At 54.6% G+C, this 15,537-nt stretch carries 18 protein-coding genes and 1 pseudogene; 13 read left to right on the top strand and 6 right to left on the bottom strand.

Annotated elements, in window-relative coordinates; all coding sequences use genetic code 11:
• The first annotated feature begins 6 nt into the window (after positions 1 to 6).
• Genes lysA through L8H52_RS15040 form a run of 5 tightly spaced genes read left to right on the top strand, consistent with a single transcriptional unit; the run spans position 7 to position 4,433 of the window.
• Positions 7 to 1,254, top strand: a complete 1,248-nt coding sequence (gene lysA / locus L8H52_RS15060) for a diaminopimelate decarboxylase (RefSeq protein WP_007911096.1) — start codon at positions 7 to 9, stop codon at positions 1,252 to 1,254.
• Positions 1,255 to 1,257: 3 nt separating this feature from the next.
• Positions 1,258 to 2,088 (top strand): diaminopimelate epimerase, encoded by an 831-nt coding sequence (gene dapF, locus L8H52_RS15055; protein WP_008084573.1) that lies wholly within the window; start codon positions 1,258 to 1,260, stop codon positions 2,086 to 2,088.
• 13 nt (positions 2,089 to 2,101) lie between these two features.
• The gene (locus L8H52_RS15050; protein ID WP_242207689.1) at positions 2,102 to 2,827 is read left to right on the top strand and encodes a DUF484 family protein; all 726 of its coding nucleotides are present in this window, start codon (positions 2,102 to 2,104) and stop codon (positions 2,825 to 2,827) included.
• A 2-nt stretch (positions 2,828 to 2,829) separates the two neighbouring features.
• Complete coding sequence (gene xerC, locus L8H52_RS15045) at positions 2,830 to 3,729, top strand: tyrosine recombinase XerC (RefSeq protein WP_039757393.1); 900 nt, start codon at positions 2,830 to 2,832, stop codon at positions 3,727 to 3,729.
• A complete protein-coding gene (locus L8H52_RS15040) occupies positions 3,726 to 4,433 on the top strand; it encodes an HAD-IA family hydrolase (RefSeq protein WP_242207688.1) in 708 nt (235 codons plus the stop codon). Before xerC ends, L8H52_RS15040 begins: the two co-directional genes overlap by 4 nt.
• A 182-nt stretch (positions 4,434 to 4,615) precedes the next feature.
• Here the strand turns inward: L8H52_RS15040 and sutA are convergent, their stop codons facing one another.
• From sutA to glnK, 4 genes are all read right to left on the bottom strand, one after another.
• On the bottom strand, positions 4,616 to 4,942 hold the full coding sequence (sutA, locus tag L8H52_RS15035; protein WP_007920420.1) for a transcriptional regulator SutA: 327 nt from the start codon (positions 4,940 to 4,942) through the stop codon (positions 4,616 to 4,618).
• Between the two features lie 102 nt (positions 4,943 to 5,044).
• Positions 5,045 to 5,470: a secondary thiamine-phosphate synthase enzyme YjbQ gene (locus L8H52_RS15030; RefSeq protein WP_007920418.1), complete on the bottom strand. Its 426-nt coding sequence runs from the start codon at positions 5,468 to 5,470 to the stop codon at positions 5,045 to 5,047.
• A gap of 215 nt (positions 5,471 to 5,685) precedes the next feature.
• Positions 5,686 to 7,023, bottom strand: a complete 1,338-nt coding sequence (locus L8H52_RS15025; RefSeq protein ID WP_141125908.1) for an ammonium transporter — start codon at positions 7,021 to 7,023, stop codon at positions 5,686 to 5,688.
• 38 nt (positions 7,024 to 7,061) lie between these two features.
• Positions 7,062 to 7,400, bottom strand: coding sequence for a P-II family nitrogen regulator (gene glnK, locus L8H52_RS15020; protein ID WP_002555808.1), 339 nt, complete (start codon positions 7,398 to 7,400; stop codon positions 7,062 to 7,064).
• A gap of 414 nt (positions 7,401 to 7,814) precedes the next feature.
• On the opposite strand from glnK, the gene L8H52_RS15015 reads away from it, so the two are divergent.
• Both L8H52_RS15015 and L8H52_RS15010 read left to right on the top strand, forming a co-directional pair.
• Complete coding sequence (locus tag L8H52_RS15015; protein WP_242207687.1) at positions 7,815 to 8,075, top strand: accessory factor UbiK family protein; 261 nt, start codon at positions 7,815 to 7,817, stop codon at positions 8,073 to 8,075.
• Between the two features lie 364 nt (positions 8,076 to 8,439).
• Positions 8,440 to 8,961, top strand: coding sequence for a Bro-N domain-containing protein (locus L8H52_RS15010; RefSeq protein ID WP_242207686.1), 522 nt, complete (start codon positions 8,440 to 8,442; stop codon positions 8,959 to 8,961).
• Here the strand turns inward: L8H52_RS15010 and L8H52_RS15005 are convergent.
• Positions 8,956 to 9,225, bottom strand: a complete 270-nt coding sequence (locus tag L8H52_RS15005) for a HigA family addiction module antitoxin (protein ID WP_242207685.1) — start codon at positions 9,223 to 9,225, stop codon at positions 8,956 to 8,958. The two genes, L8H52_RS15010 and L8H52_RS15005, sit on opposite strands and share 6 nt — an antisense overlap.
• A gap of 209 nt (positions 9,226 to 9,434) precedes the next feature.
• Here L8H52_RS15005 and L8H52_RS15000 point away from each other — a divergent pair, with 209 nt between their 5' ends.
• The 5 genes and pseudogenes from L8H52_RS15000 (at position 9,435) to L8H52_RS14980 (ending at position 14,332) form a co-directional block, all read left to right on the top strand.
• Entirely contained in the window at positions 9,435 to 9,632 is a 198-nt protein-coding gene (locus L8H52_RS15000) for a hypothetical protein (RefSeq protein WP_150793774.1), read from the top strand.
• Between the two features lie 147 nt (positions 9,633 to 9,779).
• Positions 9,780 to 10,622 (top strand): annotated as a pseudogene (locus L8H52_RS14995) (magnesium chelatase domain-containing protein); the annotation flags it as partial.
• 481 nt (positions 10,623 to 11,103) lie between these two features.
• The gene (locus L8H52_RS14990; protein WP_242207684.1) at positions 11,104 to 12,189 is read left to right on the top strand and encodes a caspase family protein; all 1,086 of its coding nucleotides are present in this window, start codon (positions 11,104 to 11,106) and stop codon (positions 12,187 to 12,189) included.
• Entirely contained in the window at positions 12,186 to 13,250 is a 1,065-nt protein-coding gene (locus tag L8H52_RS14985; protein ID WP_242207683.1) for a hypothetical protein, read from the top strand. The genes L8H52_RS14990 and L8H52_RS14985 overlap by 4 nt, the downstream gene beginning before the upstream one ends.
• Positions 13,247 to 14,332 carry a hypothetical protein gene (locus tag L8H52_RS14980; RefSeq protein ID WP_242207682.1) on the top strand — a complete coding sequence of 362 codons (1,086 nt, stop codon included), beginning with the start codon at positions 13,247 to 13,249 and terminating at the stop codon, positions 14,330 to 14,332. Before L8H52_RS14985 ends, L8H52_RS14980 begins: the two co-directional genes overlap by 4 nt.
• A gap of 128 nt (positions 14,333 to 14,460) precedes the next feature.
• Here L8H52_RS14980 and L8H52_RS14975 read toward each other — a convergent pair whose 3' ends face one another.
• Positions 14,461 to 14,718 carry a hypothetical protein gene (locus L8H52_RS14975; RefSeq protein ID WP_242207681.1) on the bottom strand — a complete coding sequence of 86 codons (258 nt, stop codon included), beginning with the start codon at positions 14,716 to 14,718 and terminating at the stop codon, positions 14,461 to 14,463.
• A gap of 153 nt (positions 14,719 to 14,871) precedes the next feature.
• Here L8H52_RS14975 and L8H52_RS14970 point away from each other — a divergent pair, with 153 nt between their 5' ends.
• Positions 14,872 to 15,495, top strand: coding sequence for a hypothetical protein (locus L8H52_RS14970; RefSeq protein ID WP_242207680.1), 624 nt, complete (start codon positions 14,872 to 14,874; stop codon positions 15,493 to 15,495).
• Positions 15,496 to 15,537: the final 42 nt, after the last annotated feature.

Below are 15,537 nucleotides of genomic sequence, written 5' to 3'. Positions count from 1 at the left end.
ATCGCCATGGACGCTTTTAACTACCGTGGCGGGGAGCTGTTCGCGGAAGGTGTGGCGCTGTCCGCCATCGCCGACCGCTTCGGCACGCCCACCTACGTCTACTCGCGCGCACACATCGAAGCCCAGTATCTGGCCTACGCCGATGCGCTGGCCGGCATGCCGCACCTGGTCTGCTTTGCGGTCAAAGCCAACTCCAACCTCGGCGTGCTGAATGTCCTGGCCCGTCTCGGCGCCGGTTTCGACATCGTATCCCGTGGCGAGTTGGAACGCGTGCTCGCCGCTGGCGGCAGCGCTGACAAGATCGTCTTCTCCGGTGTCGGCAAGACCCGTGACGACATGCGTCGCGCCCTCGAAGTCGGCGTGCACTGCTTTAACGTCGAATCCACTGACGAGCTCGAGCGCCTGCAAGTGGTCGCCGCCGAGCTGGGCGTTCGCGCCCCGGTTTCGCTGCGCGTGAACCCGGACGTCGATGCTGGCACCCACCCGTACATTTCCACCGGTCTCAAAGAGAACAAGTTCGGCATCGCCATCGCCGACGCCGAAGACGTGTACGTGCGCGCCGCGCATTTGCCGAACCTGGAAGTGGTCGGTGTCGACTGCCACATCGGTTCGCAACTGACCACGCTGCCTCCTTTCCTCGATGCGCTCGACCGTCTGCTGGATCTGGTTGATCGTCTCGGCGATTGCGGCATTCATCTGCGCCACATCGATCTCGGTGGTGGTTTGGGCGTGCGTTATCGCGACGAAGAGCCGCCACTGGCTGCCGACTACATCAAAGCGGTGCGCGAGCGTTTGAACGGTCGTGATCTGGCGCTGGTATTCGAGCCAGGCCGTTTCATCGTTGCCAATGCTGGCGTGCTGCTGACTCAGGTCGAGTACCTCAAGCACACTGAACACAAAGACTTCGCCATCGTCGACGCGGCGATGAACGACCTGATCCGCCCGGCGCTGTATCAGGCGTGGATGGACGTTACCGCGGTCAAACCGCGTGACAGCGCTGCGCGCAAATACGACATCGTCGGCCCGATCTGCGAAACCGGCGACTTCCTCGCCAAGGATCGCGAATTGGCTCTGGCCGAAGGCGATCTGCTGGCCGTGCATTCGGCCGGTGCCTACGGTTTTGTGATGAGCTCCAACTACAACACTCGCGGCCGCGCCGCTGAAGTGCTGGTAGATGGCGATCAGGTTTTTGAAGTGCGTCGCCGCGAAACCGTGGCCGAGCTGTTTGCCGGCGAAAGCCTGCTGCCGGAGTAACCCATGCTGCTGCGTTTTACTAAAATGCACGGCTTGGGCAATGACTTCATGGTTCTCGACCTGGTCAGCCAGCACGCGCATATTCAGCCAAAGCACGCCAAGCAATGGGGCGATCGGCACACCGGTATCGGTTTCGACCAGTTATTGATCGTCGAGGCGCCAAGCAACCCGGACGTGGATTTCCGTTACCGGATTTTCAACTCCGACGGCTCGGAAGTTGAGCAGTGCGGCAACGGCGCGCGCTGCTTCGCCCGCTTCGTGCTCGACAAGCGCCTGACCGCCAAACGGCAGATTCGCGTCGAGACCAAGGGCGGCATCATCGAACTGGACGTGCGTAACGACGGCCAGATCGGCGTGAACATGGGCGCTCCGCGTCTGGTGCCGGCGGACATTCCGTTCGAAGCGCCGGCGCAAGCCATCAGCTATCAGCTGGAAGTCGACGGCACCACGGTCGAACTGGCTGCCGTGTCGATGGGCAATCCGCACGCCGTATTGCGTGTGCAGGACATCAACAGCGCACCAGTGCATGAGCTGGGGCCGAAAATCGAACACCATCCGCGCTTTCCCGCGCGAGTGAACGTCGGTTTTCTCCAGGTCATCGACCGTAACCGTGCGCAATTGCGCGTGTGGGAACGCGGCGCCGGGGAAACCCAGGCCTGCGGCACCGGCGCGTGTGCAGCGGCTGTCGCTGCGATCAGCCAGGGGTGGATGGATTCGCCGCTATTGATCGACCTGCCCGGCGGGCGTCTGTCCATTGAATGGGCAGGCCCTGGCCAACCGGTACTGATGACCGGTCCGGCAGTGCGTGTATACGAAGGACAAGTACGTCTTTGAGTGAGCAGAAACCATGACCGATAAGCCTCAGGTACCCGCCCGACAGTCCGACGAATCAGCGTCCGAGAGCCTCGAGGCGGCAGCGGTTGCCGCATACCTCGAGGCGCATCCGGACTTCTTCGTCGAGCACGAAGAACTGCTGCCCGCCCTGCGCATTCCGCACCAGCGTGGCGATACCGTTTCGCTGGTCGAGCGGCAGATGACCATCCTGCGTGACCGCAACATCGAGATGCGTCATCGCCTCTCGCAGTTGATGGACGTCGCCCGCGACAACGATCGCCTGTTCGACAAGACCCGTCGCCTGATCCTCGCCCTGATGGACGCCGCCAGCCTGGAAGACGTGGTGATCAGCGTCGAAGACAGTCTGCGCCAGGACTTTCAGGTGCCTTTTGTCAGCCTGATCCTGCTCGGTGACAACCCGGCGCCAGTCGGTCGCTGGGTCAGCCACGCTGACGCGCAAGTCGCCATCGGCGGCTTGCTCACTGAAGGCAAAAGCGTCAGCGGCACCCTGCGCGAGCACGAACTGGACTTCCTCTTCGGCGAAGAACAGCGCAAACAGATCGGCTCCACCGCCGTGGTCGCGGTCAGTCATCAAGGCATCCACGGCATTCTCGCGATCGCCAGCCGTGATCCGCAGCACTACAAGAGTTCGGTCGGTACGCTGTTCCTCAGCTACATCGCCGAAGTCATGGGCCGCGTGCTGCCACGGGTCAACAGCTCCCTGCGCTCGGTACGCTGAACATGGAACGGCAACTGGACGCTTACTGCGAACACCTGCGCAGTGAGCGACAGGTGTCGCCGCACACGCTGTCGGCCTACCGCCGCGACCTCGATAAAGTCCTTGGCTGGTGCATCAAACAGAACATCGGCAGTTGGGCGGCGCTGGATATTCAGCGCCTGCGCAGCCTGATCGCTCGTCTGCATGCGCAAGGGCAGTCCTCGCGCAGCCTCGCCCGATTGCTCTCGGCCGTGCGCGGGCTTTACCACTATCTGAATCGCGAAGGTCTCTGCGACCACGACCCGGCGACCGGATTGGCGCCGCCGAAAGGCGAACGTCGCCTGCCGAAAACCCTCGACACCGACCGTGCATTGCAACTGCTTGAAGGGGCGGTCGAGGATGATTTTCTCGCGCGTCGGGATCAGGCGATTCTTGAGTTGTTCTATTCCTCCGGCCTGCGTTTGTCAGAGTTGACCGGGCTCAATCTTGATCAACTCGACCTCGCCGACGGCATGGTTCAAGTCCTCGGCAAGGGCAGTAAAACCCGACTGCTACCGGTGGGTAAAAAGGCCCGCGAAGCACTGGAGCAATGGCTGCCGCTGCGCGCGATGACCAACCCGGCGGACGATGCCGTGTTCGTCAGCCAGCAAGGTCGGCGCCTCGGCCCTCGAGCGATTCAGGTACGGGTCAAACTGGCCGGCGAGCGCGAACTGGGGCAAAACCTGCACCCGCACATGTTGCGGCACTCCTTCGCCAGCCACTTGCTGGAGTCTTCGCAGGACTTGCGCGCGGTACAGGAATTGCTCGGCCATTCCGACATCAAGACCACGCAGATCTACACCCACCTGGACTTCCAGCACCTGGCGGCGGTCTACGACAGCGCCCACCCACGGGCCAAACGCATGAAAGGCGATGATTCATGAGCATCCAGTTGATCACCTTCGACCTCGACGACACACTCTGGGACACCGCGCCAGTGATCGTCAGCGCCGAAGCGGTATTGCGCGAATGGCTGAGCGAACACGCGCCGAATCTGGGTGCCGTGCCGGTGGAGCATTTGTGGGCGATTCGTGAGCGTGTATTGGCTAGCGAACCGGGACTGAAACATCGCATCAGCGCGCTGCGGCGGCGGGTGTTGTTTCATGCGATGGAAGACGCTGGATATGCCCATGGCGAAGCCAGCGATTTGGCAGACAAGGGTTTTGAAGTATTTCTGCATGCGCGGCATCAGATCGAAGTTTTTCCTGAAGTCGAGCCGGTGCTGGAGATTCTTGCCAATCATTACTCGCTTGGCGTGGTCACCAATGGCAATGCCGATGTGCGTCGATTGGGGCTGGCGGATTACTTCAAATTTGCGTTGTGCGCGGAAGATATCGGCATCGCCAAACCGGATGCGCGGTTGTTTCACGAAGCTTTGCAGCGTGGTGGCGCCACGGCCGAAACCGCCGTGCATATCGGTGATCATCCGGGCGATGACATTGCCGGCGCGCAGCAGGCGGGGTTGCGGGCGATCTGGTTTAACCCGGCGGGCAAGGTCTGGGAGGCGGAGCGCTTGCCGGATGCCGAGATTCGCAGCCTGAGCGATTTGCCAGCCGTACTCGCACGCTGGAATGCCCTCTCGAACTGACAAAGTTCCCTTGTAGGAGTGAGCCTGCTCGCGATAGCGATGTGTCAGATACATCTGGGCTGACTGAACACCGCTATCGCGAGCAGGCTCACTCCTACAGGGGGATCGTTGCGCGTCCGGAATTCCAGGCATGAAAAAGCCCGCAGCGACGGCGGGCTTTTTCAGCAAGCCAGCGGCACGCCTCAGATAGGGCGGCTGCCGTACTTGTTGTCCGGCTTCTTCGGCGGATCGGCGACCACATTGGCCTCCACTTCCTGCACTTTTCCGCCGCGCGACAGAAACTCTTCCATGGCCTTGGCCAGGGCGTCGCGCTCCTTGTTCTTGGCTTCAATGCTCGGCAACTCGTCTACCGACACCGCAGCCTTGGCTTTGCCTTTGGCAGCCGGGGCCGGCGTATCGTCACCGCCATCGTCGTCAGCAACGTCTTCCGCTGCTGCTTCCAGGCCTTCCTCGGCCTCGTCTTCGTCGCCTACTTCGAGGTCGTCGTTTTCCAGATCATCGTCGCTCATGTTCTACCTCATGACTTGCGAAAAGCAGATTAGTTATAGACCAGCTTTGGCAACTGTCGAAAGTTGCCGTTAAAAAATCAGTAACCATTGGTGACCAACGGTTTACGCCCCTTCACCGTGCAGGGTGGCGAGGACTTTTCGGGCACCGCCATGATCACGGTGCTCGCCCAGATAAACGCCTTGCCAGGTCCCCAGTGCCAGCCGACCTGCCGAAACCGGCAGGCTGATCTGGCAACCAAGCACGCTGGCCTTGAAGTGCGCCGGGAGGTCGTCCAGGCCTTCGTCGTTATGCTCATAGCCGTCTGTTCCTTGTGGGATCAGACGATTGAAAAATCGTTCGAAGTCGCGACGTACCGCCGGATCGGCGTTCTCGTTGATGGTCAACGACGCCGAGGTATGCTGCAGCCACAAATGCAACAGACCGACCCGGCACTCCCTGAGTTCAGGCAGGCCAGCGAGTAACTCGTCCGTTACCAGATGAAAGCCCCGGGGCCGTGCCCGCAGGGTTATCAGAGTCTGTTGCCACATACAGTTCTCCGCACGTTCGGGGCGCATTCTAGCGCGCTCTGGGAAAAAACAAAGGCCCTAATATTCCTGCAATCATGTAAGCCATTGGCCGCAGAAAAACGCTCGTCGTAAACACGACCAAAGCAGTACGAAAAATCCTTTCAGCTGCTCTCTGAATGACAAATTCCAGACAAAAAAATGCCCGGCGAACCGGGCAAGTTTTTTGATGCGCGTACTTACAGGTTGTAGCCGCGTTCGTTGTGTTGTGCCAGATCGAGGCCGACCGACTCTTCTTCCTCGGTCACACGCAGACCCATCACAGCGTCCAGCACCTTGAGGATGATGAAGGTGACGATCGCGGTGTAGATCACCGTGAAGCCGACGCCTTTGCACTGAATCCATACTTGTGCGGCGATGTCGGTCACAGTGCCGAAGCCACCCAGCGACGGCGCAGCGAAGACACCGGTCAGAATCGCACCGAGGATACCGCCGATACCGTGTACGCCGAACGCGTCCAGGGAGTCGTCATAACCGAGTTTGCGTTTCAGGGTGGTGGCGCAGAAGAAGCACACCACGCCCGCCGCCAGACCGATCACCAGTGCGCCCATCGGACCCACGGTGCCGGCAGCCGGAGTGATTGCGACCAGACCGGCCACCACACCCGAAGCGATGCCCAGTGCGCTTGGCTTGCCGTGGGTGACCCACTCGGCAAACATCCAGCCCAGCGCGGCAGCAGCGGTAGCGATCTGAGTGACCAGCATCGCCATGCCGGCAGTACCGTTGGCAGCAGCGGCGGAACCGGCGTTGAAGCCGAACCAGCCGACCCACAGCATCGCCGCGCCCATCAGGGTGTAACCGAGGTTGTGCGGAGCCATCGGGGTGGTCGGGAAGCCTTTACGCTTGCCGAGCACCAGGCAAGCAATCAGACCGGCCACACCGGCGTTGATGTGCACCACGGTGCCGCCGGCGAAGTCGAGTACGCCCCAGTCCCACATCAGGCCGCCGTTGCCGGACCAGACCATGTGCGCGATCGGTGCATAAACCAGGGTGAACCAGATGCCCATGAAGATCAGCATCGCGGAGAATTTCATCCGCTCGGCGAACGCACCGACGATCAGCGCCGGGGTGATGATCGCGAAGGTCATCTGGAAGGTGATGAACACCGCCTCAGGGAACAACGCCGCTGGGCCGGTCAGGCTCGAAGGCGTGACACCGGCGAGGAACGCCTTGCCCATGCCGCCGAAGAACGAGTTGAAGTTGACGACGCCCTGCTCCATGCCGGTGGTGTCGAACGCAATACTGTAGCCGTAAATGACCCACAGGATGCTGATCAGACCGGTAATGGCGAAGCACTGCATCATCACGGAAAGAATGTTTTTTGAGCGAACCATGCCGCCGTAGAACAGCGCCAGGCCGGGGATGGTCATGAACAGCACGAGGGCTGTCGAGGTGAGCATCCAGGCAGTGTCGCCGGAATTGAGGACCGGGGCCGCCACTTCGTCTGCCGCCATAGCAAGGCCGGGCATTACGATAGACAACAGGGCTCCTAGCCCTGCGAATTTACGCAGAGTCATATTGTTTTCTCCTGGGGCGTTGGGGTTTGTGGCGGCGGTTAAATCGCGTCGGTATCGGTTTCGCCGGTACGGATGCGAATCGCCTGTTCCAGATTGACCACGAAGATCTTGCCGTCACCGATCTTGCCGGTGTTGGCCGCTTTGGTTATCGCCTCGATAACCCGATCCAGATCCTTGTCGTCGATGGCCACGTCGATTTTCACCTTGGGCAGAAAATCGACCACATATTCCGCGCCGCGATACAGCTCGGTGTGACCCTTCTGCCGGCCGAAGCCTTTGACTTCAGTAACGGTAATGCCCTGCACGCCGATTTCGGACAGCGACTCGCGCACGTCGTCCAACTTGAACGGCTTGATGATGGCAGTGACTAGCTTCATGAAAACTCTCTCCCGAATTGGTGGACTTGCCCCAGGAAAACAAACCCGACTCAAGTCTAAGCGCAGTGCCTGGCTTTGTAACGCATCGTCGGCCGTACCAGCCCGACTGACGCCAGCTAACCGCTGCCGACGAAACTCCCCGCTCCGTCTGCCGCACTGCATTCGTCACAGCGACTGCATCAGTGCATGGGTCGAAGGTGACTAAGCAGAAAGCTTGCCATCTCGCCAAAAACCCCTGATTTCAATCCCTTGGCCGCTGTCGCACGCTCTCCCGTGCAAAACCCCATCCGGATACGCACAACAACGGTGCGTCGCCGCCCGTCCGCCTGCGCGAAAAGCGTGCATCCCTGACCGCGAGATTGACTATAGACACTGCGTGATACACTGCCGGCCATTGTTTCCAGGACATCCACCATGCTCGCGCCCAAAGACTTCCTCGACGCCCTGAGCGGCACCGCCTCCCGCCTGTTCAGCGGCGATACCCCGCTGCCGAAAGCCGAAATCGAAAGCCAGTTCAAGATGCTGCTGCAAAGCGCCTTCAGCAAACTCGATCTGGTGAGCCGTGAAGAATTTGATAGCCAGATGGTTGTGTTGGCGCGTACTCGCGCTCGCCTCGAAAGCCTTGAGGCCAAGGTTGCCGAGATGGAAGCCAAGCTGATTCCGCCCGCGGAATAATCCGCATCCCCTGTAGGAGTTGCCGAAGGCTGCGATCTTTTGATCTCCAGCCCTTCAACCATCCCGGCAACGTCCTACAACCTGCACCACCGCCGTCCGATTGCGCCGAAAAGCCCAGGTTTCTAAGCTCACCCGATGCTGAATGTTCAGCACCGGGTTTGGCGACCTGGATCGAATTCGGCGCAATGTAACTAAATTCACAGAGAGGTTTTTTCTCTCAACGAGTTATGGCGGCTTTGCGTGGGAGACCTCAGGGTCTGCCGGTTTCGAATTCACCGGTTCGCCAACCCGCGCATAGCTGCCACCCTTTTCGTTTGGCGACGAACAGAAGCAGTTTTCTTCACTTGAATTCGAGAACTGAACCATGGACGAAAACTACCTGACACCTAGCATCTTCACCCGCCACAAACTCCCCCTCCACGCCCTCCTCATCCAGAACCAACCCTGGTTCTGCGCCCGAGACCTGAGCCGCCTGCTGCACATCTACCTCAACGAACGCATGCTGCGAAAACTCGACCCCGACCAATACCAAACCCGTAAAACCCTGATCCACAACCAGATCGAAAACACCCTGCTGATCAGCGAATCCGGCATCTACGCCCTCCTCGTCTACCACTACTGCCCAGAATACCGAGCGCCGCGCGAATGGATCACCCACCAGGTCATCCCCACCCTGCGCGACGCCCAACACCCCACCACAAGCGAACGCCCACACCTGAGCCTGCTCAGTTGGCCGGACATGACGTTGAGTTTGTTGCACTGGAATAATCAGCCGTGGATACGGTTACAAGATGTGCCGCAGATGATGGTGGGACGAGAACAGACCAAGCGCCCAATGACGGGGCCATGGTGGAAAAGGGCTTCGCGGATGCTGCAATCGCTATAAACCCGCATGCCGGAGCTGGGCCCTGCGCAAATCGTAAGTCGATTGGAGATTCATCCAGAACTCAGGCGTAGTGTTGAGATGAGAGGCAAGGCTGATTGCCAGATCGGCGCAGATCCCGAGCTGGCATTTCACAAGCTTTTCGATCTCGCTTTCCGGCCAGTTAGTGGGCATGGCCAAATCCATGACAGTCATGCCCACCGGCTCCATGAATTCCTTATTCAGAACCTCGCCCGGATGAATCAGGCGCATACCATTGCGGTCCATTTTTCGCCTCCAGAGGCTGCGTTGAGTGGCCAAACTGGAGCATCCGACTCCCGGATACAAGACCTTCACCCCCCCCCCCTTTCGCCGGCGTCCTACAACTATTAGGGCATGGCCCTACAAACATCAGCGTCTGCGCCTGATTACGCGACTCTTCCTCCTTGTACTACGGTGGCCAACAAAGCATCTGTCACCCAAAAAACGAGGCCTCAATGAAAGACAAAAAGAGAAGGGCAAAGCTAGAAGAGATTGTTGGATATCACGCTGAAGCACTTCGGTTAGCCGGAGGTATTTCAGCCAATCAGCGTCGTTTTATTGAGGTAGCGGCCAAGTACGGTAAAGAACTCGAACCGGATGGTTGGCTGGCCGGGGGAGGAAGCCAAGTAAGAAATCCCGAAGAAGAAAACTAATGTGGCGCCTCTACTGAAGGTGGAAGGGCACCTTGGCAACATCCAGTGAAGGTTTGCCCTCGCATCCGTGCCACTTGGACTCGCCCTCCCAACTACTCTTCAAAAACCCGCAGGAAGCGGCTCCCCGATTCAGCTCAAGGAACGACCATGTCCCTCTCCATCGTCCACAGTCGCGCCCAGATTGGCGTGGAAGCCCCCGCTGTCACCGTCGAAGTCCATCTGGCCAACGGTCTGCCGTCGCTGACCATGGTCGGCCTGCCCGAGGCGGCGGTGAAGGAGAGCAAGGATCGGGTGCGCAGCGCGATCATCAATTCCGGACTGCAGTTTCCGGCGCGACGGATCACCTTGAACCTGGCGCCGGCGGATTTGCCCAAGGATGGCGGGCGGTTTGATCTGGCGATTGCCTTGGGGATTCTGTCGGCGAGTGTGCAGGTGCCGTGTTTGACGCTGGATGATGTGGAATGTCTGGGTGAGTTGGCGTTGTCCGGCGCAGTACGAGCGGTGCGTGGGGTGTTGCCGGCAGCGTTGGCGGCGCGCAAGGCGGGTCGTGCGCTGGTGGTGCCGCGGGCGAATGCCGAGGAGGCGTGTCTGGCCTCGGGGTTGAAAGTGTTTGCGGTGGATCATTTGCTGGAGGCGGTGGCGCATTTCAATGGGCATACGCCGGTTGAGCCCTATGTATCCGATGGATTGATGCACGCCAGCAAGCCTTATCCCGACTTGAATGAAGTGCAGGGGCAAGTGGCGGCGAAACGAGCGTTGCTGATTGCTGCTGCGGGTGCGCATAACCTGTTGTTCAGCGGGCCGCCGGGAACGGGTAAGACATTGCTGGCCAGCCGATTGCCGGGGCTGTTGCCGCCACTGGCCGAAAGTGAAGCACTGGAGGTGGCGGCGATTCAGTCAGTCGCCAGTGGTGCACCGCTGACCCATTGGCCGCAGCGTCCCTTCCGTCAGCCGCACCACTCGGCATCCGGGCCTGCGCTGGTCGGAGGCAGTTGTAGGTTTTCGAAATATGCGCGAATTTTTCAAAATTAATGCGACAACCATCTCGCCCCTTGCGTCTGGGCATCTGTTCATATCGACTGGTCCACTCAGAAAGCTGCAGTTCTCTTGGCTAAATGACCTAGAAACTAAAGAGATTTCGCGATGAAATGAGGTGTGATCACTTTGCGTGCTACACAGCGGAGAGGCTCGCGATTAGATTTAGAGTCATTCCCGGACAGCTTGGGCGTTAAACGATTTAGGGGGATGCGTCTTTGAGCACCCATGCGTTCCCGCGCAACCTCAAGCCCGCTATAGGCTCTCGTCTATAGAGTCCGAGCAGAGACAAACAAAAAGCGAGAAAGATGTTAGATTGCCATCACCAAGATATTTAACTCTCTATTGGTAACAGGCAAAGGAGTAGCTTGACCGAATGTCATTAATATACACCAACCCCTCTAACCAGGCAGGGACTCATGCGTTCGTGGTAGGCGTGAGTGCCTACAAATATCTACCTGCAGATGGTGAGCCTACGTCATCTGGTTTCGGTATCGGCCAGCTAAACGCCGCTGCACGTTCGGCCTCTGAGTTTGCCGCATGGTTACTTAATGAATATCATAATCCAGACGCGCCGCTACGTAGCCTACGAATATTGCTTTCACCAACGCTGCCCAATGAACAGATACATCCTGATATCAAAGTTCGTTTAGTAGATGACTCTGCTGCGACCTTACAAAACTTTAAAGTCGATTTCGAAAGATTTCAGGAAGACCTGGGGCTTAACAAGGCTGACACTGCTATCGTCTATGTAGCAGGACATGGGGTTCAGCTAACCTCAGAGGGGGCAATACTATTACTCAATGATTTTGGGAGAAGGCCAGATTCAGGCCTTGACTGCTCTGTTGATATATACAATCTAAGGCAGGTTCTTCGCTTCGATAAATCCGCCCACACCCAGTTCTGGTTCGTTGACACTTGTAGGCAACTTCCGGAAATCGCGGAATGTTACGAAAAGATGGAAGGCGAATACAAAAAAAGCATTCCTAGATCGAATATAAGAAAAAACTCTTCATTATTCCTATCTTGCTCAACTGGGATGCAAGCGTATGCTAATAAAACCGGACTTACATTTTTTTGCGATGCGCTTCTCCACGGGTTGAGATCCGCTCAAGCTGCAGACTCCAACGGGAAACAAGACTCACTTTGGCGCGTATCCTCTCCAAGTTTGTCAAGCTATTTGGATGAAGCGGTACCAAAACTAGCGCGCGAAAAAGGGTGCGATCAATATGTCGAATGTCAAGGGTGCACATCTCCAGCGGTTCTTCATACATATAAAGAAACTCCATATGTAGAACTGCATATTGATATCGCGCCCACAACCGATCGTCAGAATCATACAGACTTTAATCTTAGGCAGTCAGGAAAGCACTGGATTGAAAATCACTCACACTGGCCTTTGAATACTAGAATTCCTGCAGGCCTCTATTCGGCTAGCTGGAATTGCCGGCATTCCACCTACGCCTACGCCCAAGAGTACAATTTTAAGCCACCGCTTCGCCATGTGGAGCTGAAAAAATGATGACTGTGGATCACTCAAAGCAACCAGATGGTATTTTGTCCGTGACCGTGACCTCTCTATTGCAGCGTCGTGGAAAAGATACGGAGATAACCATCCGAGATCATACTCTCTCACTCTTAACCTGTGATACAGACCGCGAATTCCACCTCAGCCCGGGAATTTACGAAGTTAGCGTATTAAATGACTCAGGCGAAAAACTAGAAAAAATTGTCGTAATAAATCCAAATAAACTCACTACACTTGAACTAAACTTAAAGTCACCTGAAAGCATTGACATACATCTGAAGGATGAAGACTTTCAAGTTTGGAAAAAAAATGATATCTACTCATTGAAAAGCACGTCGCTCGCTTTACATACAGCAAGTGAGGGGCTGGAGATAACTCGACTCGATAATCAGATGATAGTACGACATACCGGTGAGATGCGCGAGGTTTCCACAATCACAGTATTATGCAATGAAGTGCTGCAACAATTTAGTCTTCCTTTAAGCAATGGCACCCATCATCGCTCGGTATTTTGTCACCTACTAATTGCGGACACTTTGAAGGATCCAGGAAAACCCCGCGTACGCTTATCTCAAGGGCGCACCGTTTCTTCAGCTATGGAACGCCTATATGAGGGCAATAGAGTGCTCAATGCAGCAAAAATTGCTGAACAATCTCTTAAATACCTAACTACAGCAGTAGAAGATCCTACCGGCGTTTTAATTGGAGCAATAGCTTTGTTTAAAACTGACCGTTTGACAGATAGTATTGAATGGCTAGAGCTTTTTAATCGGAAATATGAATGGCTTCCAGACGGGAAGATTTTGTTGGCGTGTTTGATTAGCGATGAAGATCCTATGCGTTCGATTGACTTGGCGGTAGCGGCTAGCGCTCAAACAATTCTATATAGAGATACATTTTCTATGCTTCTCAACTTTCTACGACAATGGCCAGATAAGAAATCGGAGCCGCGCAACTCAGCACTAAAACACCTTGGAAGAATTTCACCCTACGTGAACTGGAAATCTACCTATTTAAGTTACACCCTTCCACAGAAAACTTTGGAGCAGCGATGACATTTAAAATAAGAATGCTCCCAGCCTCTGAAGGTGACGCATTATGGATTACTTGGGGCGATATGGATTACCCCCATCAGATGCTCGTGGATATGGGTTCTCTTAAAACTGGAAAACTTCTATATAAGGAAATAAAATCTCTTAATCCAGAGTGTAGAAAATTTGAGCTTGCGGTAGTGACCCATATAGACAGTGATCATATCGGCGGAATGATAAGTTGTTTCGTAAAGCGACCCACCTTAGAAGGTCTTGAAATTAAAGATATTTGGTTTAACGGTTACGAACATCTTGACAACACCACCCAAGACTACAATACAGAATCACATGGAGCATGCCAAGCAGACGAATTAACTAAATGGCTCCGGAAAAATGGGAGATGGAACCTCACATTTGAAAAAGGAGCAGTAGTTGCTTCAGAAAACTCTGTTCTTACTCCTATAGAACTACCGGGAGGCATGAAAGTCACCGTTCTCGGACCATCTCGGCAACGCCTCAATCAACTCAAACCCGTATGGAAAACGCAACTAGTAAAGGCTCTTTTAAGTAAACCCTTGGTAGAGCCTAACGATGGGGTAGAAGCTATGGGAGGTAGTAGCGCCCCCGAAACTCGCATCCAGTTAAAAAAAGTTGCTGAAATGCCGGAGCATCCTGATACGAGTGTACCTAACGGTAGCAGTATCGTATTGATGTTGGAATACTCTGATCGAAGAGTCATCCTCGCTGGAGATGCTTGGGCCGATGACCTATTAGAAATGATTCAGACCTTGAGTCCAGATGGCCCGCTAGAGGTAGATGCTTTCAAAGTCCCTCATCATGCTAGCAGGTTTAATATTACGGAGAGCTTGGTAAAATCACTGAAGTGTAAGAGCTGGTTGATATCAACGAACGGTTCTCGATATCACCACCCCGATAAAGAAGCAATAGCGAAAATCATATATTACAGTTTGGTGCAGCCTGCTGATCTGAACTTCAATGTCCTAAGCACCTGGAATGAACATTGGCTCTCGACTAATCGTCAAGCTAAGCTCGCCTATAATGCGAAACATGGCGACGATTTGGCAGGGCTAACACACACACTATGAATTAGTTCCGCTTGTAAGAAATTAGGCTATGTGACCAATGAGACAGATGTCACGTAGAAAGACGAATAGAGATTACAACTTCTGCCCTCCCCAAAAAAACAACTCTTGGATCCTAAGACTGATATAGCTTAGTGTATCGGCATTCCGCTAGAAACTTGATACCGAGCCAAAATTCTACCTATTGAATCATTTAAATTCGTCTGGGCTACTTTTTCTCCAATGATTTGGTTGATGATCTTTGCCACCACTGGATGAGCTCTGTACTTAAAGCTTATGTTATAGAGCTCCATTGCGGAAAGCGCATTGAATGCAGTAATTAGTACAGGAAGGTGCGAAATCTCAGGGGCTTCGCCTCGAAGACACGCTTCAAAAATATGGGCGCTCATCTTTTTCACCTCAACGACTAGCTCAGGATTCCTTATATCACAGATTAGCCTCTATTCAAAATCCCTTAAGACATAGATGATGGTTTTTTTGCTACTATTAGGAACCTAAGATAACAACACCAAACCAAAACCAAAAAGGCGAATGTTAAAGAAATGAATTTTGAAACAACAAAACTTAGTCAATATTTCTACCAAGAACTTTTTTACTTAGCCTATCAGTTAGATATGAAGTGCAAATCAATCTTCAAAAATACTCAACCCGTTTTTCCAGGGCCATCATTACAGAACGACCCAGATACACACAACAAAATTACATCATTGCTTAATGATGCCGCAGGAATCTCTAGATTAATTTCAACCCCGGCAAAGAAGCGCAAGGGAGAAAATGACTCTTCATTCGCGCTACGCATAGAAAGAGCGAAGTCAATTGAATCGTTCTTAGGTTCAATAGAAATATCTGAGATTAGGAATAGAAAGGTTCGGAATTCCGTGGAGCATTTTGACGAGTATCTAGACGAAATTAATTATAAATTCTCTAATAGCGAATTGGACCATCCACCGATCGCATACAATTTAATAATTTCCGACTGGGACGTTTACCACCCGAAACTTTTCCCAATTAAGCTATATGTTGTATCAGAAAGAAAATTCTATAATATGCATACTCATATCGACATAGATAAAATTCATAAAGAGGCTATGCAAATCCTTGAGGTATGTAGGTGTTCTGGATTGCTTCCTCAAGGCTCTCCCATGGGGCTATTTCCGCAAGTATAAATCCAACCAAGAAAACCGTGTCCGCACAAGTAAATTAACGTT

Origin of the sequence: Pseudomonas sp. CROZ-RG-20F-R04-15 (genome assembly GCF_022662375.1) — a bacterium.
Classification (GTDB): Bacteria; Pseudomonadota; Gammaproteobacteria; order Pseudomonadales; family Pseudomonadaceae; genus Aquipseudomonas.
Note: the sequence above shows the minus strand (reverse complement) of the source record. Positions and strands in the feature narration are given on the sequence as shown.

Bases quoted from the DNA above. Each gene is read 5' to 3' on its own strand.
- lysA (WP_007911096.1), top strand. From the start codon at position 7: ATGGACGCTTTTAACTACCGTGGCGGGGAGCTGTTCGCGGAAGGTGTG.
- dapF (WP_008084573.1), top strand. From the start codon at position 1,258: ATGCTGCTGCGTTTTACTAAAATGCACGGCTTGGGCAATGACTTCATG.
- L8H52_RS15050 (WP_242207689.1), top strand. From the start codon at position 2,102: ATGACCGATAAGCCTCAGGTACCCGCCCGACAGTCCGACGAATCAGCG.
- xerC (WP_039757393.1), top strand. From the start codon at position 2,830: ATGGAACGGCAACTGGACGCTTACTGCGAACACCTGCGCAGTGAGCGA.
- L8H52_RS15040 (WP_242207688.1), top strand. From the start codon at position 3,726: ATGAGCATCCAGTTGATCACCTTCGACCTCGACGACACACTCTGGGAC.
- sutA (WP_007920420.1), bottom strand. From the start codon at position 4,942: ATGAGCGACGATGATCTGGAAAACGACGACCTCGAAGTAGGCGACGAA.
- L8H52_RS15030 (WP_007920418.1), bottom strand. From the start codon at position 5,470: ATGTGGCAACAGACTCTGATAACCCTGCGGGCACGGCCCCGGGGCTTT.
- L8H52_RS15025 (WP_141125908.1), bottom strand. From the start codon at position 7,023: ATGACTCTGCGTAAATTCGCAGGGCTAGGAGCCCTGTTGTCTATCGTA.
- glnK (WP_002555808.1), bottom strand. From the start codon at position 7,400: ATGAAGCTAGTCACTGCCATCATCAAGCCGTTCAAGTTGGACGACGTG.
- L8H52_RS15015 (WP_242207687.1), top strand. From the start codon at position 7,815: ATGCTCGCGCCCAAAGACTTCCTCGACGCCCTGAGCGGCACCGCCTCC.
- L8H52_RS15010 (WP_242207686.1), top strand. From the start codon at position 8,440: ATGGACGAAAACTACCTGACACCTAGCATCTTCACCCGCCACAAACTC.
- L8H52_RS15005 (WP_242207685.1), bottom strand. From the start codon at position 9,225: ATGGACCGCAATGGTATGCGCCTGATTCATCCGGGCGAGGTTCTGAAT.
- L8H52_RS15000 (WP_150793774.1), top strand. From the start codon at position 9,435: ATGAAAGACAAAAAGAGAAGGGCAAAGCTAGAAGAGATTGTTGGATAT.
- L8H52_RS14985 (WP_242207683.1), top strand. From the start codon at position 12,186: ATGATGACTGTGGATCACTCAAAGCAACCAGATGGTATTTTGTCCGTG.
- L8H52_RS14980 (WP_242207682.1), top strand. From the start codon at position 13,247: ATGACATTTAAAATAAGAATGCTCCCAGCCTCTGAAGGTGACGCATTA.
- L8H52_RS14975 (WP_242207681.1), bottom strand. From the start codon at position 14,718: ATGAGCGCCCATATTTTTGAAGCGTGTCTTCGAGGCGAAGCCCCTGAG.
- L8H52_RS14970 (WP_242207680.1), top strand. From the start codon at position 14,872: ATGAATTTTGAAACAACAAAACTTAGTCAATATTTCTACCAAGAACTT.